Origin of the sequence: Cereibacter azotoformans (genome assembly GCF_021391315.1) — a bacterium.
GTDB lineage: Bacteria > Pseudomonadota > Alphaproteobacteria > Rhodobacterales > Rhodobacteraceae > Cereibacter_A > Cereibacter_A azotoformans.
In genome coordinates, this window is record NZ_CP090023.1 from 73,626 (window position 1) to 100,000 (window position 26,375).

Annotated in this window: 22 protein-coding genes and 2 pseudogenes; 16 read left to right on the forward strand and 8 right to left on the reverse strand. The window is 68.5% G+C overall.

What is annotated here, in order from left to right:
* Window positions 1-218: 218 nt before the first annotated feature.
* The 5 genes from LV780_RS19695 to pelG are packed head-to-tail and all read left to right on the forward strand — an operon-like array spanning window position 219 to window position 6,062.
* Entirely contained in the window at window positions 219-1,721 is a 1,503-nt protein-coding gene (locus LV780_RS19695) for a polysaccharide biosynthesis/export family protein (RefSeq protein WP_233864286.1), read from the forward strand.
* Window positions 1,722-1,724: 3 nt separating this feature from the next.
* The gene (locus LV780_RS19700; RefSeq protein ID WP_117345171.1) at window positions 1,725-2,294 is read left to right on the forward strand and encodes a hypothetical protein; all 570 of its coding nucleotides are present in this window, start codon (window positions 1,725-1,727) and stop codon (window positions 2,292-2,294) included.
* The gene (locus tag LV780_RS19705) at window positions 2,291-3,151 is read left to right on the forward strand and encodes a hypothetical protein (RefSeq protein ID WP_117345172.1); all 861 of its coding nucleotides are present in this window, start codon (window positions 2,291-2,293) and stop codon (window positions 3,149-3,151) included. Before LV780_RS19700 ends, LV780_RS19705 begins: the two co-directional genes overlap by 4 nt.
* On the forward strand, window positions 3,148-4,659 hold the full coding sequence (gene pelF / locus LV780_RS19710; RefSeq protein WP_117345173.1) for a GT4 family glycosyltransferase PelF: 1,512 nt from the start codon (window positions 3,148-3,150) through the stop codon (window positions 4,657-4,659). The genes LV780_RS19705 and pelF overlap by 4 nt, the downstream gene beginning before the upstream one ends.
* Window positions 4,656-6,062 (forward strand): exopolysaccharide Pel transporter PelG, encoded by a 1,407-nt coding sequence (gene pelG / locus LV780_RS19715; RefSeq protein WP_117345174.1) that lies wholly within the window; start codon window positions 4,656-4,658, stop codon window positions 6,060-6,062. The genes pelF and pelG overlap by 4 nt, the downstream gene beginning before the upstream one ends.
* On the opposite strand, the gene LV780_RS19720 is transcribed toward pelG, so the two are convergent.
* A complete protein-coding gene (locus tag LV780_RS19720) occupies window positions 6,059-7,018 on the reverse strand; it encodes an IS481 family transposase (protein WP_011907123.1) in 960 nt (319 codons plus the stop codon). The two genes, pelG and LV780_RS19720, sit on opposite strands and share 4 nt — an antisense overlap.
* A gap of 301 nt (window positions 7,019-7,319) precedes the next feature.
* Between LV780_RS19720 and LV780_RS19725 the strand changes: the two genes are divergently transcribed.
* Window positions 7,320-8,012 carry a response regulator transcription factor gene (locus LV780_RS19725; RefSeq protein WP_233864288.1) on the forward strand — a complete coding sequence of 231 codons (693 nt, stop codon included), beginning with the start codon at window positions 7,320-7,322 and terminating at the stop codon, window positions 8,010-8,012.
* Between the two features lie 95 nt (window positions 8,013-8,107).
* The gene (locus LV780_RS19730; protein WP_117345176.1) at window positions 8,108-9,565 is read left to right on the forward strand and encodes an MJ1477/TM1410 family putative glycoside hydrolase; all 1,458 of its coding nucleotides are present in this window, start codon (window positions 8,108-8,110) and stop codon (window positions 9,563-9,565) included.
* A gap of 117 nt (window positions 9,566-9,682) precedes the next feature.
* Here LV780_RS19730 and LV780_RS19735 read toward each other — a convergent pair whose 3' ends face one another.
* Both LV780_RS19735 and LV780_RS19740 read right to left on the reverse strand, forming a co-directional pair.
* Window positions 9,683-9,979 (reverse strand): DUF1217 domain-containing protein, encoded by a 297-nt coding sequence (locus LV780_RS19735; protein WP_233864289.1) that lies wholly within the window; start codon window positions 9,977-9,979, stop codon window positions 9,683-9,685.
* 58 nt (window positions 9,980-10,037) lie between these two features.
* Window positions 10,038-10,460: pseudogene (locus LV780_RS19740) on the reverse strand (transposase); the annotation flags it as partial.
* Between LV780_RS19740 and LV780_RS19745 the strand changes: the two are divergent.
* Complete coding sequence (locus LV780_RS19745) at window positions 10,443-10,859, forward strand: hypothetical protein (RefSeq protein ID WP_117345177.1); 417 nt, start codon at window positions 10,443-10,445, stop codon at window positions 10,857-10,859. The pseudogene LV780_RS19740 and the gene LV780_RS19745 sit on opposite strands and share 18 nt — an antisense overlap.
* A gap of 226 nt (window positions 10,860-11,085) precedes the next feature.
* Window positions 11,086-11,598, forward strand: a pseudogene (locus LV780_RS19750) (transposase); the annotation flags it as partial.
* Between the two features lie 21 nt (window positions 11,599-11,619).
* On the opposite strand, the gene LV780_RS19755 reads toward LV780_RS19750, so the two are convergent.
* Window positions 11,620-12,855 carry a hypothetical protein gene (locus LV780_RS19755; protein WP_233864296.1) on the reverse strand — a complete coding sequence of 412 codons (1,236 nt, stop codon included), beginning with the start codon at window positions 12,853-12,855 and terminating at the stop codon, window positions 11,620-11,622.
* 72 nt (window positions 12,856-12,927) lie between these two features.
* Window positions 12,928-14,025, reverse strand: coding sequence for an ISAs1 family transposase (locus LV780_RS19760; RefSeq protein WP_117344983.1), 1,098 nt, complete (start codon window positions 14,023-14,025; stop codon window positions 12,928-12,930).
* A gap of 230 nt (window positions 14,026-14,255) precedes the next feature.
* On the opposite strand from LV780_RS19760, the gene LV780_RS19765 reads away from it, so the two are divergent.
* Window positions 14,256-14,945 carry a hypothetical protein gene (locus tag LV780_RS19765; protein WP_117345178.1) on the forward strand — a complete coding sequence of 230 codons (690 nt, stop codon included), beginning with the start codon at window positions 14,256-14,258 and terminating at the stop codon, window positions 14,943-14,945.
* Here LV780_RS19765 and LV780_RS19770 read toward each other — a convergent pair.
* From LV780_RS19770 to LV780_RS19780, 3 genes are all read right to left on the reverse strand, one after another.
* A complete protein-coding gene (locus LV780_RS19770; RefSeq protein ID WP_233864290.1) occupies window positions 14,938-15,789 on the reverse strand; it encodes a hypothetical protein in 852 nt (283 codons plus the stop codon). The genes LV780_RS19765 and LV780_RS19770 overlap by 8 nt on opposite strands.
* A gap of 116 nt (window positions 15,790-15,905) precedes the next feature.
* The gene (locus LV780_RS19775) at window positions 15,906-16,910 is read right to left on the reverse strand and encodes an NAD-dependent epimerase/dehydratase family protein (protein ID WP_117345179.1); all 1,005 of its coding nucleotides are present in this window, start codon (window positions 16,908-16,910) and stop codon (window positions 15,906-15,908) included.
* A 92-nt stretch (window positions 16,911-17,002) separates the two neighbouring features.
* Window positions 17,003-18,286: an NAD(P)/FAD-dependent oxidoreductase gene (locus tag LV780_RS19780; RefSeq protein ID WP_233864291.1), complete on the reverse strand. Its 1,284-nt coding sequence runs from the start codon at window positions 18,284-18,286 to the stop codon at window positions 17,003-17,005.
* A 513-nt stretch (window positions 18,287-18,799) separates the two neighbouring features.
* Here LV780_RS19780 and LV780_RS19785 point away from each other — a divergent pair.
* From LV780_RS19785 to LV780_RS19810, 6 genes are all read left to right on the forward strand, one after another.
* On the forward strand, window positions 18,800-19,795 hold the full coding sequence (locus LV780_RS19785; RefSeq protein WP_117345180.1) for a class 1 fructose-bisphosphatase: 996 nt from the start codon (window positions 18,800-18,802) through the stop codon (window positions 19,793-19,795).
* A gap of 2 nt (window positions 19,796-19,797) precedes the next feature.
* Window positions 19,798-20,676, forward strand: a complete 879-nt coding sequence (locus LV780_RS19790) for a phosphoribulokinase (protein ID WP_011911071.1) — start codon at window positions 19,798-19,800, stop codon at window positions 20,674-20,676.
* Window positions 20,677-20,736: 60 nt separating this feature from the next.
* Window positions 20,737-22,710, forward strand: a complete 1,974-nt coding sequence (gene tkt, locus LV780_RS19795) for a transketolase (protein ID WP_117345181.1) — start codon at window positions 20,737-20,739, stop codon at window positions 22,708-22,710.
* Window positions 22,711-22,720: 10 nt separating this feature from the next.
* Window positions 22,721-23,722, forward strand: coding sequence for a type I glyceraldehyde-3-phosphate dehydrogenase (gene gap / locus LV780_RS19800; protein WP_117345182.1), 1,002 nt, complete (start codon window positions 22,721-22,723; stop codon window positions 23,720-23,722).
* Window positions 23,723-23,803: 81 nt separating this feature from the next.
* Entirely contained in the window at window positions 23,804-24,868 is a 1,065-nt protein-coding gene (gene fba / locus LV780_RS19805; RefSeq protein ID WP_117345183.1) for a class II fructose-bisphosphate aldolase, read from the forward strand.
* Between the two features lie 26 nt (window positions 24,869-24,894).
* Window positions 24,895-26,280 (forward strand): ribulose-bisphosphate carboxylase, encoded by a 1,386-nt coding sequence (locus tag LV780_RS19810; protein ID WP_117345184.1) that lies wholly within the window; start codon window positions 24,895-24,897, stop codon window positions 26,278-26,280.
* Window positions 26,281-26,375 lie beyond the last annotated feature (95 nt).

Genomic DNA, 26,375 nt, shown 5'->3' on the forward strand with positions numbered 1-26,375 from the left:
TGATGCAATCCAGATAATCCGGAGTCACGCCGAGGGTTTCAAGCTTATAATCCTTGAGTGGTAATACTTTCGGGTTTCACATTCCGCCGATGCCGCGATTGCCGGGCCCGGATTTTTAGCCTTAGACTGGCTTCAATATCTCGATTGGATTCTCGTCGATTACCAGAATTATTTTCGGCACTGCCGGACAGTGACAGCAGAGAGAAAGCGAAGCCATGATGCCTGAAGGTTCTCGCCGCCTTTCCACCAGCCGTCTTCTGCGCGTGGCAGCCCTCGTGGCCGGAGGTTTTGTCCTTGTCGTGGGCGCGACCCGGTTCGCCGACGAAGGGTTCCTCCAGCGCCTGCGGGCGGATTATCCACTCGTCTTCGGCCGGGTCGAGACGCTCCTCGACACGCGGCGGGCGGCCGGACCCGTCGAGCCCGCGATCCGCCCCGAGGAGGTGGTGGCGCTGACGGTCGAGCGGCCGGGCCTGCCCGCCAACTGCCTCGAGCCCGGCCCGGCCCGGGCCTCGCTCGCCGTGCCGGGCGACAGGCTTCGGATCCGCTACTTCGAGAAGGGCGGCTTCTCGACCGGCGAGGGCGGCGGAGCGGGCGCGGCGCAGACCCTCGTCTTCGAGCGGCTCGACCTGTCCGGCACCTACGAGGTGGCCTCGGACGGCAGCCTTGCCCTGCCGCTTCTAGGGCGGCTGCCCGTGCAGGGGCGCGAGCTGGTCTGCATCGAGGCGGCCCTGGCCGACGGTTACATCGGGATCCTGAACGCGCCTCTCGATGCCACGGTCAGTTTCGAGAGCCGCCCGCCGGTGGTCCTGCGCGGCCCGGTGCGCGCGCCCGGCACCTATGGCTGGACCGAGGGGCTGACGGTGGCCCGGCTGATCGCCTCGGCCGGGTCGGCGGCGATGGGCGGCTACGACAGCCTCGGCCGCCGGGTCGAGCTGGAGGCGCGGGTGCGCGAGCTGCGCGACCGGATGCTGGGCGTTGCGCTGGAACGGGCCCGGACCGAGGCCGCGATCGAGCGGCAGCGGGCGCTGAAGCTGCCGGCCTCGGAGCTTGACTACATGGGTGTGGAGCTTGGCCTGCGGCGGATCGAGGGCGAGACGCAGGCCCTCGTGGCCGAACTCGACGCCTTCGAGGCGATCGAGAGCCGCTGGCAGACCGAGGTGGCCGACCTCGGGCGCCGCCTTGCCGAGATGCGGCGCCACCACCAGATCGCGCAGGAGCAGCTCGAGGTGCTGCGCCAGCGGCGCGAGGAACTGTCGGATCTCAGCGGGCGCGGCGTGACGACCGCGGCGCGGCTCGACGCAGCCACGCTGAACCTGATGGGCAGCGAGCGCGCCATGCTCGAGACCTTCGACGCCCTGCTCGCGCTGGAATCGCAGCTGAACATCGCCCGGCTATCGCTGGAGCAGGCCCGCACCGACCGGAGCCGGCGCCTCGCGGCCGAACTGCGCGAAGAGGCCGAGGAGGAGAACCTGCTCAAGGGCCAGCTGCGCGCGGTGCAGGCCGAGATCGCCCGGGTCGATCTGGGCGACGGGCTGGTGGAGGGCTTCGTGCCCGTCGTCGAGATCGAGCGGCCGGGCCCCGAGGGCGTCCGCCGGATCCAGGCCGCGCCCGAGGACGAGGTCTTTCCGGCCGATCTGGTCACGATCTCGATCCCCGGCCGTGATCTCGTGATGCCGGTCCGCTCGTCGGAGGACGACGGCCGGTCCAGCCTGCTGCGGTAGCCCATGCAGCCCCTGAATCTTGCCCCCGCCCCCCTGCGCGGCTCTGCCGCCGAGATGCGCCTGCTCGCGCGGAACCTGATCGAGAGCGCGGCCCTTCTGATCGCGCTGACGGTGACCGAGCGGCTGCTGTTCGGCCCGGGCTTCTATGCCGGCCTCGTGCAGCATCCGTTCTGGATCGTCGTGCTGCTGGCCGCGGTCCAGGGCGGGCTCTATCCCGGCGTGGGCGCCGCAGCGCTGGCCATCCTGATGCTGGACCAGCCGCCGCGGCCCGTCGGCATGGACATCACCCAGCATTACATCCAGTCGGCGCTGCTGCCGATGCAGTGGCTGGCGACCAGCCTGTGCATCGGGCTCTACCGGCAGCTCCAGATCGAGCGCGAGCGCCACCTGCGCGAGGAGAACGCCCGGCTGCGCGAGACGGCGGACCTGCTGGCGGAGGAGCTGACGCGCACCGATGTGGCGCTCGGCGCGGCCGAGCTGCGGCTGATCGTGGCGGATCCCGAGCCGGTCCCGGGCGCGGGCCTCGCGGCCCGGACCAGGGCCGGCAGCGGCACCGGGAAGGACGGCCCATGACCGCCGCCCCGGCCCTGGCCCCTCCGACCGCCGCCGCCCCACACGCCGTCGGGCTTCTGGCGCCGGTGGCCCTGGTTGACGTGGCGCTGGCGCTCGTCTGGGGGATGGGGCTTGTCACCTCGACCGACACCATCCTTATCCATGCCGGCGTGGTGGCGGCCGCCGCCGCCGCAGGGCTGGTCTTCCGCCCCGGCCTCGGGGCCGAGATCGCCCTGCGCGCGGCGCTTCTGTTGCTGCTCGGGCCGCTCGGGGGCCTCGTCCTGCTGATCGCGGGGGCGGGACCGGCCCGGATCGCGCCCGAGGGCCTGCAGGACGAGAGCCTCACGGCCCCGCCGCGGCGGGCTGAGGCGCTGGCCGACGCGATCCGGCAGGGACGGCGGCGCCAGCCCCTGCCCGAGCCGCCCCGGCCCTTCGCGCCGCTCTTCCGCGAGGGGCCGCTCGACCGGCAGTTCCGCGCCATCTCGGTGATCTCGCGCCACTACCGGCCCGACATGCTGCCGGCCCTGCGGGTGGCCCTCGCCTCGCCCGTCCCCGGCCTGCGGGTGCAGGCCGCGGCCATCTTCGCACGGCTGCGGGGCCATTACGGCGAGATGGCAAAGGAGCTGCTGGCAGCACCGGCCGCGCCGCCCGCCCCGGCCGAGGCGCGCCGCCTTGCCGGCCGCTGCGCCGAGGCCGCGGCCTCGGGCTTCGTGGACGAGGCCGTGGCGGCGCGGCTCCGGGCGCGGCAGGCCGAGCTGCTGGATCTGGCCGGGCCGGAGGCGCCCGGCGAGGCGGCCGACCCGCCGCCCGAGGCCTCCGGAACGGCCCGCGACCCCGGCCGCCCCCTCAAGCGCCATTCCTGCGGAGGCATCGCGTGACCCCCCCAGCCGAGCCGGTGGATGTCTGCATCGTGGTCGAGGGCTGCTATCCCTATGTGGCCGGAGGGGTCTCGTCCTGGCTCGACTGGCTGATCCGCAAGCAGCCCGACCTCAGCTTCGGCGTCGTGGCCGTCACCGCCGACGACCGCCCGCGCGAGCCGAAATACCGGGTGGCGCCGAACGTCCGTTTCCTGCAGCGGCTGGCGCTGGCGCCCGACGAGCACGGCGAGGCCGAGCCCCGCCCGATCCTTGACCCCGAACCGCTCGCCGAGCTGCTCTGCCACATCCTGCGGGACGGCGACGCGGCCGCCTTTGCCGGCCTGCTGGCCCTGGCCGGGCGGCCGGTCCGGCGGGGCGGCCCCCTGTCGCGGCGCGCGCCCGCACCGCCCACCCGCGCCGATTTCATCCACAGCCGCCCGGCCTGGCAGGCGCTGACCCGCAGCTACGACCGGCTGGCGCCCCAGGCCTCGTTCACGGATTTCTTCTGGGCCTGGCAGAGCCTTGTCGGGGGGCTGATGTCGGTGGTCTTCGCCCCCCTGCCGCGGGCGCGCTGCTATCACGCGATCTCGACCGGCTATGCGGGCCTTTACGCCGCGCGGGCGGCGCTGGCGACCGGGCGGCCCTGCGCGATCACCGAACATGGCATCTACACCAACGAGCGCCGCATCGACTTGGTCATGGCCGACTGGATCACCGACCGGATCGAGTCCGGGCTGCTCGGGCTCGACCAGCGGATGGATGTGCGCGACTTCTGGATCCGCAGCTTCGAATCCTACGCGTCGATCGCCTATGCCGCCTCGAGCCGCATCACCACGCTCTATGGCGCGAACCAGACGCTGCAGCGGCCGATGGGGGCGCGGGACGAGCAGATGGAGGTGATCCCGAACGGGATCGAGATCGAGCGGTTCGGCACGCTCGGCCGCCTGCCCCATCCCCGCCCGACCGTGGCGCTGATCGGCCGCGTGGTGCCGATCAAGGACATCGAGGCCTTCATCGCGGCCGCCCCCGTGATCCTGAAGGCGGTGCCCGAGGCCGAGATCCTGATCCTCGGGCCGATGGACGAGGACCCGGACTATTTCGACCTCTGCCGGCGCCGGATCGCCGAGCTGGGTCTGGAAGAGGCGATCCGCTTCACCGGCAAGGTCGATCTGCGCGACTACCTGCCCCGGATCGACCTGATCGTGCTGACCAGCATCAGCGAGGCGCAGCCCCTGGTGCTGCTCGAGGCCGGGGCGGCCGGTATCCCGTGCGTCACCACCGACGTGGGCTCCTGCCGCGAGATCGTCGAGGGCGCGCCCGAGGAAAGCCCCAACCTCGGCATTGCCGGGCGCGTGGTGCCGCCGATGGACAGCCAGGCGATCGGCGGGGCGGTGGCGGAACTGCTGGCCGACGCCGGGGAACGCGCGCGCTGCGGGGCCGTCCTGCGCCGCCGGGTCGAGACCGCCTTCCTGTCCGAGACCTCGGCCGCGCGCTACCGCACCCTCTACGAGAGGCTTTGCACGCCATGAGCCGGACCGATCCCGCCCGCTCCGTCCTGCCCCCGCTGCGCCGGGCCGCGGCCGCGACGGTCATCGCCGCCGGCCCCTGGCTGGTGGCGGTGGCGGCGCTGGCGCTGATCTCGCGCACGATGGAGCCCCTGATGGGCGTGGCCGCGGTCGAGGACCTGCGCCTTGGGGTGGTCTATGCCGTCTGCTGCGCCTCGCTGGCGGCGGGGCCGATCGGCACCATTGCCGCCGGGCTGATCCGCACCGGGATCGACGACGGACAGGCGATGCCGGTGACCGGGATCTTCCTTGCGGCGGGGCTGCTGGCCGCGCTCTGCGCGCTGGGGCTGGGAACAGCGATCGCGCTCCTGCTCGGGATCCATCCGATCGGCAACCTTCTCGGGCTGCTGCTGCTGACGGGCGCGATCTGCTTCCTCTGGACCAGCTTCTCGGTCCTGTCGGCCCTGCGCGCCCACCGTTTCCTGATCGGCGCCTTCACGCTGGGCATGACCGCCTCGGTCGCCTGCTGCATCCTGGCCGCCCGCCATGCGCCGACCACGCCGGATCTGATCTGGGCCTTTTCGGCGGGCGTCCTGCTCTGCGTGGCGCTGGCGCTGCGCCATGTGCGGCTGCGCTTCGGCCTCGGCGACCGGCTGGCGCCGGCGCTCGGGCTGCTTCTGGGGGCGCTGGCACGGCAGCGGCTGCTGGCGGGCGGGATCCTGCTCGGAGTGGCGGCGGTCTGGATCGACAAATGGGTCTTCTGGGCCGCCCCCGTCAGCGCCTCCTCGCAGGCCGGCTACCGCCATTTCGCCGATTACGACGCCGTCATGTTCCTCGCGCATCTGGCGGTCATCCCGGCGGTCGCGGCGATGCACATGCTGCAGGAGGGACCGATCCGGCAAGCGCTGCGCTCGGTGCAGCGCGACATCCTGGGCGGCGCCGCACGGATGGCAATCCGCCGGAGCGTCGATGCCCTGGTCGCCACCGTCCGGCAGGGCATCCTTGCGATCCTCTTCGTGCAGGCCACCCTGACGCTGGCCTTCATGCTGGCCGCCCCCCTCCTGACCGAGGCCGCCCAGCTCGGCTTCAACCAGTTCCTCATGCTCCGGGTGGGGCTGTTCTCGACGCTCCTCTATTCGATCGTCTATGTCTGCTCCTCCATCCTGATAATTTGCGACCGAAAGGCGGCTTTCCTGCAATTGCAGGGCGGATTGCTCTTGCTGAATCTGCTGTTCAGCATCCTTTTCTATCTGGGAATGGGCGTTACCGCCTACGCCTTCCTGTTTGCAAACCTGCTGGTTTCTGCGATGGCCATCATTCTGGCGGTGGATATACTCCCCCAGTATGATTTCGTTATGTTTTCCCGGGCCATCTCCCGGAAAAGGGGCTGGGTCGATTCCGGGGCGCACCATCCTGAGGTTTATTAGGTGTTCAGTCCCGGCATCTGGTGGATCGGGTCGAGGATGAATCGATCTGGCTCTGAGGTCCAGACCTTGCAGATGTATTCGTAGGGCGTGAGGCCGTTCAGTGTCTTCAGCCTGCGTGCGAAGTTGTACGCTGCCATGAAGTCCGCGAGGTGGGTTCGCAACTGATGGTGGCTGCCGTAGTGGAAGCGCTTGACTGTGGCGTCCTTGATCGTGCGGTTCATCCGCTCGACCTGACCGTTCGTCCATGGATGGTTCGGTTTGGTCAGACGGTGCTCGATCCCATTCGCCTCGCAGATCATGTCGAAGCGCATCGGCCGGGAGTAGATGGTGTTCCGGTTCCGGGGTTGCTCGGCGAACTGGATGCCATTGTCAGTAAGAACCGTGTGGACCTGATAGGGCACGGCTTCGAGCAAGTGCTGGAGGAACTCCCAGGCAGTCTTTCTGTCAGCTGTTGCAACGAGTTGAGCAACGGCGAACTTGGACGTCCGGTCGATGCCGACGAAGAGGAAGAGCTTCCCTTCGCCGGTCTGCACCTCGGCGATATCGATGTGAAAGAACCCGATGGGGTAGCGCTTGAACTTCTGCCGCTTTGGCTTGTCGCCCTCGACATCCGGAAGACGCGAGATGCCGTGACGCTGCAGGCAACGATGCAGCGCCGACCGTGTCAGGTGCGGGATCGAGGGCTGGAGAGCATAGAGGCAATCATCCAGCGGCAGCAGCGTGTGCCTTCGGAAGGCGACGACTGCCGCCTCTTCGGCCTCGGTCAGGACGGTGGACCGCGGTTCCGACGGCCCGGTCTTCATGTCCTCGACTGTCGCCCGCTTGCGCCACTTCGCCACCGTCTTGGGGTTGATGCCCAGTTCCCGGCTCAGCTGCGCGAGCGAAGCTTGCGATCGCTGTATTGCAGCTCTGACGGCGTGCGTGGTCGTGGCGCTCCCGTGACGAACTTGTCCCATAGTGCTTCCTTCCATTCCTGCGAAAGGATCGCACCATCAAACCGTGGGATCAAACACCTAGTGGGCGTTCAATCAACCTGAGGCGGAAGAGTCCTTTGATATCGTCCTTTTAAGGGTTCACGAAAACTGCGGCCAATGGACCGCAAGTGGCCGTTATTGCTTACTCCGACGGCAAAATATCTTGATTGATAACTTTTGTGGTTGCCACACTCCTTCGAATTAATACGATGGGAGCGTATTGACGGCATTGTGGGGACCGATCTTGCTCACCAAGGCCATGGAAAGAGTTGAGAGTCGCAAGTTGTTCTGGCTCGTTGACGGGCATGCTCTGCGCAGAGCGAGCCTTTGTGTCTTCCTGATGCCCTGGGCGCACAAGCGGCGGCTGGGTCTGCGCCAGTTCGCGGACCCGGCAGAAGCGGAGGGCGGGGAGGTGCCCGAGATCTGCCTGCTGAGCACCGGCTCGCGGTCGCTGCGGGACGAGGGGGTGCGGCGCAGCCTGGACGGGATCGCCTCCGCCGCGGGCGATGTGCCGGTCATCCTGATGCCCGAGCGCATGGACGAGGAGGATGTCCGCGACGCGCTGCGCCTGGGGGTGCGCGGCCTGCTGCCCACCAGCATGGAGCCCCGAGTCGCCATTGCGGCGCTCGATCTGGTGCTGGCAGGAGGCTGCTACTTTCCCGTCGAGGTGCCGGCGGGACAGCCGTTCCCGCTTCCCTCCCCCGGGCCTGCCCCCGGCTTGCGCGAGGCGCCCCTGGCCGCCGAGGGCCTCGACATGCCGCTGACCGACCGGCAGAACGAGGTCCTGCGCTCGCTCGGGGCGGGGGCCTCGAACAAGGAGATCGCCCGCCAGCTCTCGATCTCCGAGGCGACAGTCAAGATCCATGTGCGGCACCTGATGCGGAAATACGGCGTCAGCAACCGGACGCAGGTGGCCATCCTCGCGATGCAGAAGACCGCGGAGGTGGCTGACCTGCGCAGCCCGCGGCGGGCCTGAAAGCGTCCGCCCCGGACCATTGAGCCCCCGGACCCACCGGTCTGCAGGACGGATCCGGGGCCGGCCACCGGCCTTCTGGCGAACGGGAGAAGCGGATGTCGCGACTGTCTTCTGTCAAGAGCTGGCTCTACCATCTGGGCGATATCGACGCCCGGCGCGCGCAGGCGATCGGCGCCTCGAACGCCGATCTCGTCGTGACCGAATGGGCCAGCTACCGCGACGGCGAGGCCCCCTACGGGCGCGCCCTGCTCGACCGGATGCGCGGCGGCGATCCCGACCGGCTGATCGTCAGCTATCTCTCGATCGCCGAGGCCGAGGATTACCGCTACTACTGGCAGGACAGCTGGGCGAAGACGCCGCCGCACTGGCTCGGGGCGGAAAATCCCGAATGGGCCGGCAACATGAAGGTCCGCTACTGGGAGGCGGGCTGGCAGAAGATCGTGCTCGGCTATCTCGACCGGATCATCGACCGGGGCTTCAACGGCGTCTATCTCGACATCATCGACGCCTTCGAGTTCTGGGAGGAGACGGCGCCCCGCTCGGGGATCGACTACCGTCAGGAAATGGCGGATTTCGTCCTGCGGTTACGCACCCATGCGCTCGAACGGCTGGCAAAGGTCGACCCGGACCGGGATTTCGTGATCCTCGGGCAGAACGGGCTTGATCTGATCGGCAATGCCACCTACCGGACCGCGGTCGATGGCGTGGCCGCCGAGGATGTGCGCTTCCATTATCCCAACGGCCGGCCGAAGAGCTTCACGCCCCAGGACGATGGCGAGGCCGCCTGGGCGCTGCAGCAGCTTCTGCGCGCCGAGCGGGCGGGGATCGAGACCTTCGTGGTGGAATATGTTCCGCCCGCCGCGCGGGCCGCGGCCGCGGGGCCGCTGGCGGGTCTGGCGAGCGAAATGACGACGATGGGCAGCCGGCTGTTCGTGGCGGCCAACCGGGATCTGGACGGGCTGCCGGCCCAGCCCCGGGCGGCCTTTGGCGGGCTTTTTCCGACCTTCGGACCGGAGGCGCCCGATCCCAGGCCGCTTTCGGGCACCTCCCGGCCCGACCGGCTGACCGGCGGCGCGGGCTCCGAGAGGATCTCGGGCGGGGCGGGCAACGACAGGCTGGACGGCCGCGGCGGCCGGGACGTGCTGCAGGGCGGCACGGGCGACGACCTCCTGCGCGGAGGACCGGGGGACGACGGGCTGCTCGGCGACGCGGGCCGCGATCGGCTGGAGGGTGGGGTGGGCCACGACAGGCTTTATGGCAGGGCCGGCAACGACGTGCTTCTCGGCGGTGCGGGAGATGATGTGCTGCATGGACAGGCGGGGGCCGACAGGCTTCACGGCGGTGCGGGGGCCGATGTCTTCGTCTACCGCAGGGGGGACGGCGGGGATCTGATCCTCGACTTCAACCGCGCCCATGACCTGATCGACCTGCCGCTGCATCTGGATCACCGGATGCGCGCCGTCCAGGGGGACACGCTGATCGACTTCGGCGGCGGGGACCGGCTGACGGTACGCGGGATCCTGCCCGACGCCATCGACGATTTCCTGATCTGACCTTTCGGGACCTGCCCTGCCGCGAGGCGCGGCAGAGGCCACCGATCCGGTCAGGTCACTCCGCGATCATGGGGTCTAGGTCGGGCGACGTCAGCCGCCCAGCAGAGTCAGGGCGATCTAGCCGGGGCTGGAACCGGCCGGTGTGCCCAGCTCGGCGCGGATCAGGAAGGTCTTGATCAGCTTGTCCCGCACATCGGCATCCGCGAACTGCGAGACCGAATTGCGGCCGAACATCGCCTCGGCCTTGTCCCTGTAGACCGCGAGTTGCCGGTCGAGGTCGAGGGCGGCAAAAGCCTTCGGCAGGCCGAAGGCACCATCGAAGACGGCGCGCATCGAGGTCGAGCCCACGACGCTGTACCCCTTGGCGCTCTGACTCTTGGCGGTCAGCGCCCCCCCGGGACCGCTCCGTTGCACGAGACGAGACCTCGTAACACGGGGTGTCGCTTGACACCTGTCGGCCGTCAGCGCTTGGCCGGCCCCGCGGCACCTTCCGCTGCGTCGAGCGATGCTGCCCCAGCACCCGGCACAGGACCCGCTCGGATACGCCGAGCTTCCGGCGGACATGGTCGGTGCAGACCCGGCGGCGAGCCGGGCTCAGAAGTTTCGCTGAGGCGGACCTTCGGTTCCCGAGGCGGCCTCCTTCAGGATCAGCTTCTCGAGCGTGAGATCCGAGACCGCCTTCCGCAGCCGCTCGTTCCCCATTTCCAGCTCTTTGAGCCGCTTCACCTGATCAGTCTTCAGGCCGCCGAACTCCTTGCGCCAGCGGTAGTAAGTGAACTGGGTCACGCCGATCGACCGTACGGCCTCGGCCACCGACCGGCCCTAACGACACCAGCACGTCGACCTGCCGAAGCTTCGCGACGATCTCCTCCGGCTTGTGCTTCTTCTGCGCCATTTCTCGTCCTCCATCCGGCTCGAAAGCCTACCTCAGGGAGGACCACTTTGCTGGGGGCAGGCCACGGAGGCGGCCCTCTGGTGCTTTCTCGCGCCGCGGCCGGGCTGGCAGACCTTCGTTCTGGCCGAAGGGGCGGGGCTCGTCTTCACCTCGGCCGCGGGCTGCCAGGTGCTGGGCCGGCTCGTGCCGGAATTCGCCTCGCTCGGCATCGCCACCGCAGCGGACGGGACCAACCGGCTGGCCGTCGCCTCTCCGGCGACGCTCCTCACCCATGACGGGGCGGGGCACCAGCTCAAGATCAACAAGGCGCTCGCCGGGGATACGGCGAGCCTTCTCTTCCAGACAGGCTGGTCGGGGCAGGCCGAGATGGGCCTGGCGACGAGGATGACTTCACCGTGAAGGTGAGCCCTGACGGCGAGTCCTTCCGCACCGCCATGCGGGTGGAGCGGGCCAGCGGCCGGGTGGCGCTGCAGCAGGGGCTGAGCGTGCGGGCAGCGTCACCGGGACGGCGGTGCAGGCCTCGCCCGCGGAGCTATGGCAGAATCTGGCTAATGGGGGCTGAGAAGTCGGCGTATCGTGGCGGGTGTCGAAGCCTGCCAGAACCTCCAGATGGAGCGATACGCCTGTGTCCGAAGATACCAACATCCTCCCGTTTCACCAGCCGGGAACGGTCCTTGACCCGCTGACCGAGATCGCGCGCGAGGGCGCGCGTCGCATGCTCACAGCGGCGCTGAAGGCCGAGGCCGACGCTTTCGTCGCGGGTTTTGCCGAGGATCTCCTCCCCGACGGTCGTCGCCGTGTCGTGCGGCATGGCGCCGGTCCAAAGCGCGAGATCCAGACCGGGATCGGCACCCTTCCGGTTCAGCGTCCGAAGGTCCGGGACCGCGCCGATGTGCCGCCGGAGGAGAAGATCCGGTTCAGCTCGGCCATCCTGCCGAAATGGGCGCGGCGGTCGAAGAGCCTCGACGCGCTGCTTCCGGCCCTCTACCTGCGTGGCCTCTCGACCGGGGACGTCCAGGACGCCCTGGCGGCCATTCTCGGGGCAGAGGCGCCGAACCTGTCGCCCGGGGTGATGTCGCGCCTCACGGCGGACTGGCAGGACGACCTCGACCGGTGGCTGCGCCGCGACCTCTCCCCGGACCATCCGCGGCATCCTGTGTCAGCTGCGCGGGGGACCCTGATGACACTCCGGACACTGCTTCTTGCGGCCCTCGCGGCTCTCGCCCTTGGCGCCCGGACCGATGCGGCCCCCGAGGCAATCTACGGCCCCGGTCCTCGGGCGCTCGACAACCGCGAGGTCTTCGCGGCCGGGAACCTGCCGCTCTGGCAGGACCTGGACCGCGCGGGCGTCGAGGGGATCGTGCTCAACCCCACGTTCCTGATGGCTTACGATTTTCGGGGAATGAACCAACGCGGGGACGAGGTTCCCCGGCCAGAGGGGTCTTACCTGACCGATGCGGATCTGGCTTCGCTGGCGCAGATCGTGAGCCGGACCGGACTCGACATTACCTATGCGGCCGGGATCGCGTTGTCGGGCGATCGGTGCGATCCTCGTCTTGCGCCCGAGGAACTCGGCCGTGTGGCCGCCCGGTTCGAGGTCGAGCGCAATGTGATGCGGCTGATCCGCGCCGGCGTTCCGGTCTCGGCGATCAATGTCGATGGGCCGATGCTCCGGCTCCTGCCGGATTCGGACAAGCCGGCGAGTTGTCGGCGCACAGCCGGCGCGGGGTTCGATCTTCCGCCGGCGGCGCAGATCATGCAGGCCTACATGGTCGAGATGCGCGACCGGGTCGAGGCGGCCCAGGGCGGTCGGCCGGTCGAGATGCGGTGGCTCGTGAACCTGCCGAACTGGCAGGCGGGCCAGATACCCCGGCTCGGCAACGGCGAAGCGGTTCCTACGACCGATCTTGCCCGCGCATTCCGGTCCTTCGCGCAGGTCCAGGCAGAGAACCGTCTGCCCGGCCGGCCACTCGAGATCTCGGAGATCGTGATCGACTATCCCTATGCCTATGCCCGGCAGAACTTCAGCCATTTCAGTGTCCGGGTCCGGAACCTCTGGAACGCGTCGCGCGACATCAATCCCTCGGGTCGCCAGCCGCCCCTGGGCTTCATCGTCAACAGCCGCAGCTACCCCCACCCCTGTCTGGAACGCGAAGGCAGGCCGGACGCGGCCTTCCTGACCTTCCGCCGTGGAGACGGGGCCATCAGCGAAGCCTGCCAGCGGGCGCAGATCGGAGAGGACACGGCGGCGAATGCGGAGGATAGGGCGCTTGACAATGACGCCGACTATCTCCGCCACAGCTTTGTCTATGCGGACGCTCTGAAGCCGGGGGGGGAACTTGCCAAGCGGCTCGTCCTGCGCGACGGGACCCGCATCGCCGATCACATCGCCCATTTCTACTACCAGTCCTGGGGGGTGAACCCGCTCAGCAATGCCTGGTACATGGACAGGGCCATCGCATTTGGATCAGGTCTCGGGCAACTGCTTGAGAAGGCTGAGAAGGAATTCGTCATCCCACCCCGCCCGCTTCAGCTTGATCGACAGCGAACTCTTGGACCCGTCTCGCCGGGCCACGTCCAGCGCGCGGCGTCGAAGGACGGCGATGTTGTCCGGCCCGTTATCCTTGCGGTTGCGCGCGGCGTCCTCGCGGAACGACACGTCCAGTTGCCAGTGCAGCGCGTTCTCGATGGCCCAGTGGGCGCGCACGGTGGCCAGCAGGACCTCGGGCGTGGGCAGCCACGAGAGGGCGAACCAGCGGGTATCGGACTGGATCTTGCCCTCGCTCTCGCGGGTGGCCTCGATCCGGCCGAACGCCTTCAGCCGAGGAAAATCATGATGCTCCGCCAATCCCTTGGCCGAGACCACCGTCGCCGTCCGCGTCTCGCGGCGGCCGTGCCCCGTCTCCTCCTGGCGGGCCACCGAATGGTCGGGCGCCAGCTTGCCGAAGCACGAGCGGGCGTCGGACAAAAGTGAGTCCTGGTTGGCCTTCAGCGAGAGGCACCAGTCGCCGCCCCGGGCGTTGATCGCTGCAACCGTGCGGCGATTGCAGTGCAGCGCATCGGCCGTCACCACCTTGCCCTTCAGCGCGATCAGTCCCAGCACCTCGAGCGCCGCCTCCAGTTCGCCGCCCTTCTCGGTCGGCACCGAGGCGAGCGTCAGGCGCAGCCGCGCGGCGTAGGCCGAGACCATCATCCGCGTCCGTCCGCCATCGCCCCGGTCGCGCGAGCCGCGCAGGACCTTTCCGTCGATGGCAATCACGTCGCCCTTGCCGAGGAGGCCCGCGATCTCGGCGAGCACCCGCCCGAAGGCCGCGTCGAGCGCCTTCGGGTCGATCACCCGAAACACGGCCGAGAATGTGTCGTGCGAGGGGATGGCGTGGCGGAGCTTCAGGAAATCCCTGAAAATACGCTCCTTTGCGCGGCCGAAGGCGGCCATCTCGGCGCAAGAGGTCGCTCCGCAGAGCACGGCTACAAAGGCCACCACGAGCAGCTCCGCAAGGTCGTGGCGGGCGTTGTCGGCGCGCGGATCAGGGATGTCGTCGAAGGCGGAGAGGAAGATCTGCATCGGGCGCGGGCCTCCGGAGCGGGTTGTCTCCGCCCGAGAATCCATATCACGCCCGAGCGCAAGCGCCTTCGATCAAGCCTCGGACAAACGCGATTCCCCTGGGTACATGGAGCGGCTGATCGAGCGTCTGGAAGACAGCGGCCGATAATGCCAATGAAGGAGGGTGGGCAGATCCTTCCACCTGCCCGAGACCTCAGTGTGATAACGCGGCTTCTGCAGAAAGAACTTCCTTGCCTTATCATCTTGTCCATGTCGGCAAATGCGCCGGAGAGTCCGTCATCCGCAGCCTTCAGCCACAGGTTCCGGACTTGCAGATCTATCATGTCTTTGACGCCAACCTGCGTCTGGCCAACGCGGTCTTGCGCCGCGATCCGTCCGATATTTTCATCGTCCTGACTCGCGATCCGGTGGATCGTTTCGTTTCGGCCTTCGAATGGGATCTCCATTCCAAAAGCGTGGATGGTGACGGGCGGCGCCTGCAAAACGAGATCTGGGGCCGGATCTTTGGCGCCTTCCAGAATGCGAATGATCTGGCGGAAGCACTGACAGATCCTGCGGCGGATCGGCGCCAAATGGCCGTGTCGGCGCTCACGGCCAGCAAGCTCCACATGCAGTTCGATCTGGGCTGGTACTTGCCGCCGTACATCGGAGCCGAACTTCCGGCCGGGCGCACCCATCTGATCCGCACCGAGCGGATAGGCTCCGATCTGGCACGTTTTCTCGCGTCACAGGGGCTGCGGGAGGTGAAGGCTCCAGTTACGAAGAATTCCTACAAGCATCGGCTTCCGCCCGAGCGGGTAACGAAGACAATGAGCGAGCTTGCTCGCCGAAATGTCCGGCTTGCAAGCCACGCGACCTATGCCACTCTTGCCCTCATCGAGAGTCGCTTGGCCGATCCCGAGGCAGCGGTTCTCAGCTGATTTGGAAGTAGGCCTTCAGTAGCAAGGCTGCGGATTGTTCATCAAGGAATTGCTCGGCAACCCGCCGGTTCGAATGGTGATAGCGCTCCATAAGCATCCGCCGGTTGCTTTCGTCATAGAAGGGGCTGTTGTCGCCGTCGGTGTCGACGCCCCGCAACTCCCGAGCCAGGCGTCGTGCCGCGTCAGGGGAGACCGTTGCTGCCTGCATGACTTTCCGGGTTCCGGCGGCCGTCAGTGAAGGGTTTCTTTGTGCCGGGGCTCTGTCTGGCCAGTGCGGCAGGCCGAGGAGCCGCTCGATGTCTCCCACCACATCAGAGCCCACCACCTCCGGGTGATAGAGCCGTACCGTGATCGCCTCGTCTCCGAAGACGGCTCTCCACGGCTGGAGGCGGCTTTCAAAGTCGAACCCTTTCGAGAACCGCTCGAGAAAGAGGTTCGGATCCGGGAAGGCGCCCGGCTGGGCCGACTGACGCTGACGGAACGAACTTGCCAGGAGATCGTCCTGCCGGCGGATGTAATAGACCACCCGCAGCTCGTGCCCGGCAAAAGCCCTGGCGATCTGCGTGACCTTCCTTTTCGAAGCGTGGCACAGATGCTCGGAAGAGAGCAAGACTGGAATGTTCACCGAAGCCAGGCGCTGCGAGAGCTGTTGGAGCATCTGGATGATTTCCGGGCCGTAGGCCGCCTCCTTGAGCGGGAAAAGCCCATGATGGGCCATCTGGTCGCCACGCCCCCGCACGGGATAAATCACGTCGCGGCGAAGGCGGCTGCGGTCGGCCATTGCACACTGAATGGAGCTGGTACCTGTTTTGCCATGCCCGATATGAAGCCAGATGCGTGCCATGCCTTCTTGTCCTTTGCGACCAGCCTGTGCCCCGGTTGATGGACTGCGGGACCCTTGCAGGGCAAGCCCTCCACTCGGGGCATTGCGCTGAAACAGGCCGATCTGTGCGGCTTGGGCTACTTGCCCGAATAGTCGCGATACCAGGCGACGAAGCGCGCAATGCCCTCGCGGACATCCGTCTGCGGGCGGTAGCCGGTGAGGCGGTGGAGGAGCCCCGCATCGGCCCAGGTCGCGGGCACGTCGCCCAACTGCATCGGCATGTAGTTGCGGATCGCGCGGCGCCCGAGGCTCTCCTCGATGGCCTCGATGAAATCCAGCAGCCGCACCTTGTCGGAATTGCCGATGTTGACGATGCGGAAGGGGGCGGCGGGCGAGAGGCTGTCGCCCTCGACCGCCGTCTCGGGGCCTCCGGGCACGGCCTCGATCAGAAGCCGGATCGCCCGCACCAGATCGTCCACATAGGTGAAGTCGCGCCACATCTCGCCGTGGTTGTAGATGTCGATCGGCCGGCCGTCGAGGATCGCGTCGACGAACTTGAACAGCGCGAGGTCGGGCCGCCCCCAGGGGCCATAGACGGTGAAGAAGCGGAACATCGTGACCGGCACCCCATGCACATGGGCCCAGGCGTGGCCCATGCTTTCGTTCGCCTTCTTGGTGGCGGCATAGATGGTGAGCTGGTGGTCGGCCTTGTCGGTCTCGCGGAAGGGCATCTCTTCGTTCGCCCCATAGACCGACGAGGTCGAGGCCATCATCAGGTGGGCCACCTTCAGCCGCCGCGCCGCCTCCATCACGCTGAAGGTGCCGATGATGTTGGCATCGAGATAGGCTCGCGGGTTCTCGACCGAATAGCGCACGCCGGCCTGGGCCGCGAGATGGACGATCACCTCGGGGGCGAACTCATCGGCCACCCGGTCGAACAGCGCCTGATCCTCGAGCAGGCCCTCGGTGGCCGAGAAGTGCGGATCCTGCAGCAGCATCGCATGGCGGCGGCGCTTCAGGGCCACGTCGTAATAGTCGGTCATCCCGTCGTAGCCATGGACGCGGAAGCCTTCGGCGAGCAGCAGCCGCGCGAGATGGTAGCCGATGAAGCCGGCCGTGCCGGTGACGAGGATGCGTCTCACGAAGACCTCTCTTGCCGAAGGACCGTTCGGGCGCGACCATAGCGGCGGCCGGCCGGCTTCGGAAGCCCGCCCGACTCTCGGAGGGCCCGTGGTCAGAGCCGGTCGGCCAGCAGATGCTGCGCCACGGCGCCCGCGCGGTAGCCCAGCCCCTTCGCCCACCGCAGCGGGACGGCGCGCGCCTCGCTGACCGGCAGCGGCAGGGCCTCGGCCGGCAGCTCGCCCAGCACATGGGCGGCGATCGCCTTGCCGAAGACGGTGCCCGGCCCGATGCCGCGGCCGTTGTAGCCGCTGATCGAGATCGCTTGCGGACCGGGCAGGTGCAGCCGGGGCAGATGGTCCGGCGTGAGGCCGATCCGGCCGAACCAGTGCTCCTCGAAGCCGATGCCCCGAAGCTGCGGGAAGATCCGGTGCATCGCCCGCAGCGCCCAGTCGCGGTGCACCGCGAATTCCGGCCGGGTGAGCTGGCCGACCGAGCCGAACACCAGCCGCCCCCCCGCATCGGGCCGGAAGGAGGACAGGACCGGCCGGGTGTCCCAGCAGCCCTCGCGCCCGGGCAGGATGGTGGCGCGGATCGCCTCGGGCAGGGGCGGCGTCGCCATGTTGAAATAGGGCAGGATCACCTGCTCGCGGCGCAGCCCCTCCGGCCCTGCCGAGCTGTAGGCGTCGGTGGCCAGCACCAGCCATGCCGCGCGCACCCGGCCGCCGGGGGTGGTGGCCACCCAGTCCGGCCCCTGGCGGGAGATCCCGGTCACCGGGCTCCGGCCGTGGATCCGCGCGCCCGCCCGCAGCGCGGCACGGGCGAGCCCGCGGACATAGGCCAGCGGCTGGAGGGTGCCCGCGCGGCGATCCAGCAGCGCGCCGGCATAGCTGCCCCCGCCCAGCCTCTGCCGTGTCTCGGCCGCGTCGAGCAGCGTCACCGGCGCGCCGCGCCGTCCCCATTGCCGGGCGCGCTCGGCCAGTTCGGCCAGCCCGGCCGGGCCCACGGCGCAGTGGAGCGTCCCGTTCGGCACCGCCTCGCAGTCGATGCCATGGCGGCGGACCAGCGCGAAGACCTCGGCCGGCGCCCCTCCCAGCAGATCGAGAAGCCGCGGTCCGTGCACGGGGCCGAGCACCCGCGGCATCTCGTCGGGCATGGTCCAGAGGCCCGCGTTCACCAGCCCGACGTTGCGTCCCGAGGCGCCGAACCCCACCTCGACCGCCTCGAGCAGGATCACCCTCCGCCCGGCCTCGGCCAGATGCAGCGCGGCTGAGATCCCGGTGAAGCCGCCGCCCACCACCACCACATCCGCCTCGGCCGGGCCTGCGAGCGGGGGGGGCGCGGGCATCGGAGGGGCGGTCTTTTCCCAGAGGCCGTGGGATCGGGGATCGTTCAGCATGATGCGCTCCGGCTGGTCGTGCGGCAGGGCCGCCTTGCCGGACCATGCCGAAGCGGGCCCCTGTCGCCAAGGCCTTGCCGCAGGAAACGCCGGATCACCGGCGGCGGCAGGTGTGGGGCCCGACGAGTCGGACGGGCCCGCAGCCGGGGCGGCGCGTCCGCGCCGGTTCGTCGGGGCCGCGCGCTGCGACAAAGCGTCTTTGGCGGGGCGCGCCCCAGACCCGTCCGCCGCCCGTCCGAAGCGGCACGTCGGGCGGGACATCCGGCCGGGCCCCTGGTCGCGCAAGAGAGCAACATACTGTCTAACAATGATTTATTTCCCATTCCCCTCCCCGTTCGGGCCAGGATGAGCGCCTCGGGGCCGGGATCGGCCGCCCACCCGCGCCCGCTCGCTTCGGGAACGGGGGGCTGACAAAAGGGATCTTTAGATTTTCCTGAAGGCTCTTTGGGTAATTTGAAATATTCATGAAATTCATACTGACGCACTTTCCGCCCCGACAAGGCAGGAGGAGCCATGACGATCGAGCTTGAGGATCTGGGGCTGACACCCGAACTCGCGGACGTGATGCAGCGGCTGGCACGGGTGGGGGGGCAGATCGCGCGCCTCATCTCGCGCAACGGGCTCGAGACGGACCTGGCGGCGGGCGTGGGCACCAACGCCGGAGGCGATGGCCAGAAGGCGCTCGACGTCATCGCGGACGACGCCTTCCGCGCGGCGCTCGCGGGGTCGGCGGTGGCCCATTATGCCTCCGAAGAGCAGGACGAGGTGGTGACACTGGGCGAGGGCGTGCTCGCGCTTGCCATCGACCCGCTCGACGGCTCGTCCAACATCGACGTGAATGTCTCGATCGGCACGATCTTCTCGATCTTTCCGGCCGCCGAAAGCCCGGAGGTGAGTTTCCTGCGCCCCGGCACTGAGCAGATCGCGGCCGGCTACATCATCTACGGGCCGCAATGCGCGCTGGTCTGCAGCTTCCGGCGGGGGGTGCATCACTGGGTGCTCGACCTCGATGCGGGGATCTTCCGGCGCATGGCCGACATCCGGCCGCTGCCGGCGGAAACCTCGGAATTCGCGATCAACGCCTCGAACTACCGCCACTGGCCGAAGCCGGTCCGCGCCTTCATCGACGATCTGATGGCCGGCGCCGACGGGCCGCGGGGCAAGAACTTCAACATGCGCTGGATCGCCTCGCTGGTGGCCGAGACGCACCGCATCCTGATGCGGGGCGGGGTGTTCCTCTATCCGGGCGACGACCGCAAGGGATACGAGCGCGGCCGCCTGCGCCATGTCTATGAATGCGCCCCCATCGCCTTCCTTATCACCCAGGTGGGCGGCGGGGCCAGCGACGGCTGCGACCCGATCCTGACGGCCCTGCCCGACCGGCTCCATGCCCGCACCCCCTTCGTCTTCGGCTGCGCGGGCAAGGTCGCCTGCGTCGCCGCCTATCACGATCTGCCGGGCCAGGAGACATCGGCGCTCTTCGGCACGCGCGGCCTGTTCCGGAGTTAAGAGTGTCGAAAAAGTTTCCCATCATTTCCGTGGTCGGCTCGTCGGGCGCCGGCACCTCGACCGTGAAGAACACCTTCGAGCAGATCTTCCGGCGCGAGGGGGTGAAGTCGGTCTCGATCGAGGGCGACGCCTTCCACCGCTACAACCGCGCCGACATGAAGGCCGAGCTTGAGCGCCGCTATGCGGCGGGGGACGCCACCTTCTCGCATTTCTCCTACGAGGCCAACGAGCTGAAGGATCTGGAGCGGGTGTTCCGCGAATATGGCGAGACGGGGCGCGGGCGCACCCGCCACTATGTCCATGACGCCAACGAATCCGAACGCTACGGCGTGCCGCCCGGCCATTTCACCGATTGGGCGCCCTTCGAGGAGGATACGGACCTTCTCTTCTACGAGGGGCTGCACGGCTGCGTGGTCAATGACGAGGTCAACCTCGTGCAGCACGCCGATCTCAAGCTGGGCGTGGTGCCGGTCATCAACCTCGAATGGATCCAGAAGATCCACCGCGACCGGGCGCAGCGCGGCTACACGACCGAGGCCGTCACCGACGTGATCCTGCGCCGGATGCACGCCTACGTCCATTGCATCGTGCCGCAATTCTCCGAGACGGACATCAACTTCCAGCGCGTTCCGGTGGTGGACACCTCGAACCCGTTCATCGCGCGCTGGATCCCCACGCCGGACGAGAGCCTGATCGTGATCCGGTTCAAGAACCCGCGCGGGATCGACTTCCCCTATCTCACCTCGATGATCGCGGGCTCGTGGATGAGCCGGGCGAACTCGATCGTGGTGCCGGGCAACAAGCAGGATCTGGCGATGCAGCTGATCCTGACGCCGCTGATCGAGCGGATGGTGCGCGAGGCGCGCCGCGCGCGGGCCTGAGGCGCGCAACAGGCGCCCGGCCGCGGCCGGGCCGGAACGGCAGAGCGAAGGAGGCATGCCATGAAGGATATCGAGGTCTCGCAGGAGACGCGGATGGCCCATGCCATCCGGGCGCTGGCGATGGATGCGGTCGAGAAGGCGAAGTCGGGCCATCCCGGCATGCCGATGGGGATGGCCGACGTGGCGACCGTCCTCTTCAACCGCTTCATGACCATCGACCCGGCGGCGCCGAAATGGCCCGACCGCGACCGCTTCGTGCTCTCGGCCGGGCATGGCTCGATGCTGCTCTATGCGATCCACCACCTGCTGGGTTACGCGGACATGGACATGGACCAGATCCGGTCCTTCCGCCAGCTCGGCGCGCGGACGGCGGGGCACCCGGAATATGGCCACGCCGACGGGATCGAGGTGACGACCGGCCCGCTGGGTCAGGGGATCGCAACGGCCGTCGGCATGGCGCTGGCCGAGCGCATGAAGGCCGCCCGCTACGGCGAGGCGCTGGTCGATCATTACACCTATGTCATCGCGGGCGACGGCTGCCTGATGGAGGGCATCTCCCACGAGGCGATCGACATGGCGGGGCATCTGGGCCTTGGCCGGCTGATCGTGCTCTGGGACGACAACCGCATCACCATCGACGGCGACACGGCGATCTCGACCTCGACCGACCAGATGGCGCGCTTTGCCGCCGCGGGCTGGCATGTGCAGGCCTGCGACGGCCACGCGCCCGAGGAGATCGCGGCCGCCATCGAGGCCGCGCGGCGCGACCCGCGCCCCTCGATGATCGCCTGCCGGACGGTGATTGGCTTCGGCGCGCCGAACAAGCAGGGCGGCCATGACGTCCACGGCGCCCCGCTCGGCGCCGAGGAGATCGCCGCGGCCCGTGCCTTCCTTGGCTGGGAGCACGCGCCCTTCGAGATCCCCGCAGACCTCTACGCCGCCTGGCACGGGATCGCCGAACGCGGCGCGGCCGCGCGGGCGGCCTGGGAAGCGCGTCTCGCCGCCAGCCCCGCGCGCGCGGCCTTCGAGGCGGCCGAGGCGGGCGACACCTCCGCACTTCCGCCCGCCATCGCGGCCTACAAGGCGAAGCTGTCGGCAGAGAAGCCCAAGGTCGCGACCCGCAAGGCCTCCGAGATGGCGCTCGAGGTGGTGAACGCGGCGCTGCCCTTCTCGGTCGGCGGCTCGGCGGATCTGACGGGCTCGAACCTCACCCGCTCGAAGGGGATGGTCTCGGTGACGCCGGGCACCTTTGGCGGCAGCTACATCCACTACGGCATCCGCGAGCACGGCATGGCGGCCGCGATGAACGGCATCGCGCTGCACGGCGGCCTGCGCCCCTACGGCGGGACCTTCATGGCCTTCGCCGACTACTGCCGGCCCTCGATCCGGCTGTCGGCGCTGATGGGCGTGCCGGTGACCTATGTCATGACGCATGACTCCATCGGCCTCGGCGAGGACGGACCGACCCACCAGCCGGTCGAGCATCTGGCGAGCCTGCGCGCCATCCCGAACCTGACGGTGATCCGTCCCGCCGATGCGGTCGAGACGGCCGAGGCCTGGGAAATCGCCATGACCGCGACCGCGACGCCGACGCTCCTGGTGCTGTCGCGCCAGAACCTGCCCACGGTGCGCACCGAGCACGGCGAGGAGAACCTGACCGCCCGCGGCGCCTACCTGCTGCGCGACCCCGCGAACCGGCAGGTGACGCTGATCGCCACCGGCTCGGAACTGGAACTGGCCCTCGCCGCCGCCGACCGGCTGGCCGAGGAGGGGATCGCCGCCGCGGTCGTCTCGGCGCCTTCGTTCGAGCTGTTCGCGGCCCAGCCGGCCGACTACCGGGCAAAGGTCCTGGGCACCGCGCCGCGCGTGGGCTGCGAGGCGGCGCTGCGGCAGGGCTGGGATCTGTTCCTCGGGCCGCAGGACGGCTTCGTGGGCATGACGGGCTTTGGCGCCTCGGCGCCCGCGCCCGCGCTTTACCAACATTTCAACATCACGGCCGACGCGATCGTCGCGGAAGCCAAAGACCGGATCTGAGGGAAGAGGGATGACAGTCAAAGTTGCCATCAACGGCTTCGGCCGCATCGGCCGCAACGTGCTCCGCGCCATCGCGGAATCGGGGCGCACCGACATCGAGGTGGTCGCGATCAACGATCTGGGGCCGGTCGAGACCAACGCGCACCTGCTGCGCTTCGACAGCGTGCACGGCCGCTTCCCGGCCACCGTCACCACCGGCGAGGACTGGATCGACGTGGGCCGCGGCCCGATCAAGGTGACGGCGATCCGCAACCCGGCCGAGCTGCCCTGGGCGGACGTGGATGTGGCGATGGAATGCACCGGCATCTTCACCACGAAGGAGAAGGCCGCGGCGCACCTCCAGAACGGCTCGAAGCGGGTGCTGGTCTCAGCGCCCTGCGACGGCGCGGACAAGACCATCGTCTATGGCGTGAACCACGCCACGCTGACGGCCGAGGACATGGTGGTGTCGAACGCCTCGTGCACGACGAACTGCCTCTCGCCGGTCGCCAAGGCGCTCAACGACGCGATCGGCATCGCCAAGGGCTTCATGACCACGATCCACAGCTATACGGGCGACCAGCCGACGCTGGACACGATGCACAAGGATCTCTACCGCGCGCGGGCCGCGGCGCTGAGCATGATCCCGACCTCGACCGGGGCGGCGAAGGCCGTGGGCCTCGTGCTGCCGGAGCTGAAGGGCAAGCTCGACGGCGTGGCGATCCGGGTGCCGACGCCGAACGTCTCGGTGGTGGATCTGGTGTTCGAGGCCGCGCGCGACACCTCGGTGGAAGAGGTCAACGCCGCCATCGAGGCCGCGGCCGACGGCCCGCTGAAGGGCGTGCTGGGCTACACGAAACAGCCCAACGTCTCGTCGGACTTCAACCACGACCCGCATTCGTCGGTGTTCCACATGGACCAGACCAAGGTGATGGAGGGCCGGATGGTCCGCATCCTCAGCTGGTACGACAACGAATGGGGCTTCTCGAACCGGATGGCCGACACCGCCGTGGCGATGGGCCGGCTTCTCTGACCAAGCCGGGGGGCGCTGCCCCCCGGACCCCCCGGGATATTTCGGCCAGAATGAAAGGGCCGACAGGCAAGGACTTCACCAATGGCACTGATCACGCTTCGCCAGCTTCTCGACCACGCCGCCGAACATGGCTATGGCGTCCCCGCCTTCAACATCAACAACATGGAACAGGGCCTCGCGATCATGGAGGCCGCGCGCGCCTGTGACGCGCCGGTCATCATCCAGGCCAGCCGCGGCGCGCGCGGCTACGCCAACGACATCATGCTGGCCAAGATGATCGAGGCGCTGGCCGCGATCTATCCCGAGATCCCGCTCTGCATGCACCAGGACCACGGCAACAACGAAGCCACCTGCATGACCGCGATCCGGCACGGCTTCACCTCGGTGATGATGGACGGCTCGCTCAAGGCCGACGCCAAGACGCCCGCCGATTATGACTACAACGTCGACATCACCGCCCGCGTGAGCCACATGGCCCATTGGGTCGGCGCCTCGGTCGAGGGCGAACTCGGCGTGCTGGGCAGCCTCGAGACGGGCGAGAGCGAGGCCGAGGACGGGCACGGGGCGGAAGGCAAGCTGGATCACAGCCAGCTGCTGACCGACCCGGATCAGGCGGTGGACTTCGTGAAGAAGACGCAGGTGGACGCGCTGGCCATCGCCTGCGGCACCTCGCACGGGGCCTACAAGTTCAGCCGCAAGCCCGACGGCGAGATCCTCGCCATGTCGGTGATCGAGGCGATCCACAGGAAGCTGCCCGACACTCACCTCGTGATGCACGGCTCGTCCTCGGTCCCGCAGGAGTTGCAGGACATCATCAACGAGTTCGGCGGCGCCATGCCCCAGACCTTCGGTGTCCCGGCCGAGGAGATCGTGCGCGGCATCAAGATGGGCGTGCGCAAGGTCAACATCGACACCGACTGCCGCATGGCGATGACCGGCCAGTTCCGCCGCATCGCGCAGCAGTCCCCTTCCGAGTTCGACCCGCGCAAGTTCCTCAAGCCCGCGATGGATGCGATGCGCGACCTCTGCAAGCTGCGCCTCGAGGCCTTCGGGACCGCGGGCCAGGCCGGGAAGATCAAGATCATCCCGATGGACGATATGGCGAAACGCTACGCCAGCGGCTCGCTTGCCCCCAAGACCGCCTGAACCGCCTCGTGTGAAAGGATACGATCATGGACCAGTCCAACCGCTACGCCCGGCTTGACCTCAGGGAAGCCGATCTGATCGCCGGCGGCCGTCACGTTCTCTGCGCCTATGTCATGAAGCCCAAGGCCGGCTACGGCTACCTTGAAACGGCGGCCCATTTCGCCGCCGAAAGCTCCACCGGCACCAATGTCGAGGTCTCGACCACCGACGACTTCACCCGCGGCGTCGATGCGCTCGTCTACGAGATCGACGAGGCGCGCGAGCTGATGAAGATCGCCTATCCGGTCGAGCTGTTCGACCGCAACATCATCGACGGGCGGGCGATGCTCTGCTCGTTCCTGACGCTGACGATCGGCAACAACCAGGGCATGGGCGACGTCGAATACGCCAAGATGCACGACTTCTACGTGCCGCCCTGCTACCTGCGCCTGTTCGACGGCCCCTCGATGAACATCGCCGACATGTGGCGGGTGCTGGGGCGCAGCGTGACCGACGGCGGCATGGTCGTGGGCACCATCATCAAGCCGAAGCTGGGCCTGCGGCCCAAGCCCTTCGCGGACGCCTGCTACGAGTTCTGGCTGGGCGGCGACTTCATCAAGAACGACGAGCCGCAGGGCAACCAGACCTTCGCGCCGCTGAAGGAGACGATCCGTCTGGTCGCCGATGCGATGAAGCGGGCGCAGGACGAGACCGGCGAGGCCAAGCTCTTCTCGGCCAACATCACCGCCGACGACCATTACGAGATGGTGGCGCGCGGGGAATACATCCTCGAGACCTTCGGCGAGAACGCCGACCATGTGGCCTTCCTGGTGGATGGCTATGTGACCGGCCCCGCGGCCATCACCACCGCGCGGCGCCAGTTCCCGCGCCAGTTCCTGCACTATCACCGCGCGGGCCACGGGGCGGTGACCTCGCCGCAGTCGATGCGCGGCTACACCGCCTTCGTGCTCTCGAAGATGGCGCGCCTGCAGGGCGCCTCCGGCATCCACACCGGCACGATGGGCTTTGGCAAGATGGAGGGCGAGGCCGCCGACAGGATCATGGCCTTCATGCTGACCGACGATGCGGCCCAGGGGCCCTTCTACCCGCAGGACTGGCTGGGGATGAAGGCCACGACGCCGATCATCTCGGGGGGCATGAACGCGCTCAGGCTGCCGGGCTTCTTCGACAACCTCGGCCATTCGAACGTGATCCAGACCTCGGGCGGCGGCGCCTTCGGCCATCTCGATGGCGGCACGGCGGGCGCGAAGTCGCTGCGCCAGGCGCATGACGCCTGGAAGGCGGGCGTGGATCTCGTCACCTATGCCCGCGAGCATCGCGAACTGGCCCGCGTCTTCGAAAGCTTCCCGGCCGATGCCGACCGGTTCCACCCCGGCTGGCGCGAGAAGCTGCAGCTCGCCGGCGCGGCCTGAGGCTCTTCGCCCGCGCTCCCGTCACACCGGGGGCGCGGGCCCTCTGGCACCCTCGACCCGGACGGCCGGCCTTGCGCTGCATCAAGGCGGGATCC

Coding starts and splice junctions, on each gene's coding strand:
- LV780_RS19695 (WP_233864286.1), top strand. CDS start 219: ATGCCTGAAGGTTCTCGCCGCCTTTCCACCAGCCGTCTTCTGCGCGTG.
- LV780_RS19700 (WP_117345171.1), top strand. CDS start 1,725: ATGCAGCCCCTGAATCTTGCCCCCGCCCCCCTGCGCGGCTCTGCCGCC.
- LV780_RS19705 (WP_117345172.1), top strand. CDS start 2,291: ATGACCGCCGCCCCGGCCCTGGCCCCTCCGACCGCCGCCGCCCCACAC.
- pelG (WP_117345174.1), top strand. CDS start 4,656: ATGAGCCGGACCGATCCCGCCCGCTCCGTCCTGCCCCCGCTGCGCCGG.
- LV780_RS19720 (WP_011907123.1), bottom strand. CDS start 7,018: ATGGGACAAGTTCGTCACGGGAGCGCCACGACCACGCACGCCGTCAGA.
- LV780_RS19730 (WP_117345176.1), top strand. CDS start 8,108: ATGTCGCGACTGTCTTCTGTCAAGAGCTGGCTCTACCATCTGGGCGAT.
- LV780_RS19755 (WP_233864296.1), bottom strand. CDS start 12,855: ATGGGCGATGTGATCGGCGATGCGGGTCCCGTCGCGCAGGACGAGCCG.
- LV780_RS19760 (WP_117344983.1), bottom strand. CDS start 14,025: ATGCAGATCTTCCTCTCCGCCTTCGACGACATCCCTGATCCGCGCGCC.
- LV780_RS19770 (WP_233864290.1), bottom strand. CDS start 15,789: ATGGCACGCATCTGGCTTCATATCGGGCATGGCAAAACAGGTACCAGC.
- LV780_RS19780 (WP_233864291.1), bottom strand. CDS start 18,286: ATGCTGAACGATCCCCGATCCCACGGCCTCTGGGAAAAGACCGCCCCT.
- LV780_RS19785 (WP_117345180.1), top strand. CDS start 18,800: ATGACGATCGAGCTTGAGGATCTGGGGCTGACACCCGAACTCGCGGAC.
- tkt (WP_117345181.1), top strand. CDS start 20,737: ATGAAGGATATCGAGGTCTCGCAGGAGACGCGGATGGCCCATGCCATC.
- gap (WP_117345182.1), top strand. CDS start 22,721: ATGACAGTCAAAGTTGCCATCAACGGCTTCGGCCGCATCGGCCGCAAC.
- fba (WP_117345183.1), top strand. CDS start 23,804: ATGGCACTGATCACGCTTCGCCAGCTTCTCGACCACGCCGCCGAACAT.
- LV780_RS19810 (WP_117345184.1), top strand. CDS start 24,895: ATGGACCAGTCCAACCGCTACGCCCGGCTTGACCTCAGGGAAGCCGAT.